Raw genomic sequence first — 1,011 nt, 5'->3', positions numbered from 1 at the left:
ATGCGCATAAGATCATCGAAGAATGTATGATCTTAGCTAACATTGCCTCGGCATCATTGGTAGAAAAAGCCAAAGAGCCTGCACTGTATCGTATTCACGAATCTCCGGGTGAGCTGCGCTTGCAAGGCTTCCGCGATTTCCTAAGTGAGCTAGGTTTAGAGTTGAAAGGTGGTTTAGAGCCTTCTCCGACAGACTACGCCGATCTCGCGCGTCAAATTGCAGGTCGTCAAGACCAAGAGCTGATCCAAACCATGCTGCTGCGCTCCATGAAGCAAGCGGTGTACAACGCAGACAACGCAGGCCACTTCGGTTTGGCGCTTAAGCGTTACGCGCACTTTACGTCACCAATTCGTCGTTACCCTGACTTGTTGCTGCACCGTGCTATCAAGTATTTGATCGCTAAAGAAGAAGGCCGCAACCAAGACCGTTGGACGCCAACGGGTGGTTACCATTACTCATTCGATGACATGGACTTCTACGGCGAACAATGTTCAATGACAGAGCGCCGCGCTGATGATGCAACGCGTGAAGTTGCGGATTGGTTGAAGTGTGAATACATGCAAGATCACGTCGGCGATGAGCTGGAAGGTGTGATTGCTAACGTCACCAGTTTTGGCTTCTTCGTGCGCTTGACCGATCTGCATATCGATGGTTTGGTGCACATTTCAACGCTTGCGAACGACTACTACCAGTTTGACCCTATTGGTCAAAGACTTATCGGTGAAAGCTTCGGTAACATCTACCGTCTGGGTGATGCGGTCAAAGTAAAAGTGCTGGCTGTTAACCTAGATGACAAGCAAATTGACTTTGAATTGGTCGAAACAAGTCGTAAGCTACGCGGCGAAGGTAAGACAGCTAAGAAACGAGCTGCGGAAGCGAAACGCAAAGCCAAAGAGAAAAAACGTGCGGCGACACGTTCTTCATCAAAAGAAAGTGCTACAGCGCGCGCTGTTCCTACTATTGAGCCAACTAAGCGCCCAGAACAAACGGATTCTGGCCGTAAACGCAAAG

1 protein-coding gene is annotated in these 1,011 nt (G+C 49.4%); it reads left to right on the top strand.

Translation table 11 applies throughout. From position 1 onward, the window contains the following. Positions 1–1,011: RNB domain-containing ribonuclease (locus R7P35_RS26490; RefSeq protein WP_318093472.1), on the top strand; the 1,011-nt coding region annotated here is incomplete at both ends.

The sequence above is a fragment of the Vibrio sp. Vb0304 genome, from assembly GCF_033338995.1.
GTDB classification, from domain to species: domain Bacteria; phylum Pseudomonadota; class Gammaproteobacteria; order Enterobacterales; family Vibrionaceae; genus Vibrio; species Vibrio alginolyticus.
This window is presented reverse-complemented; position numbering and strand designations above follow the sequence as displayed.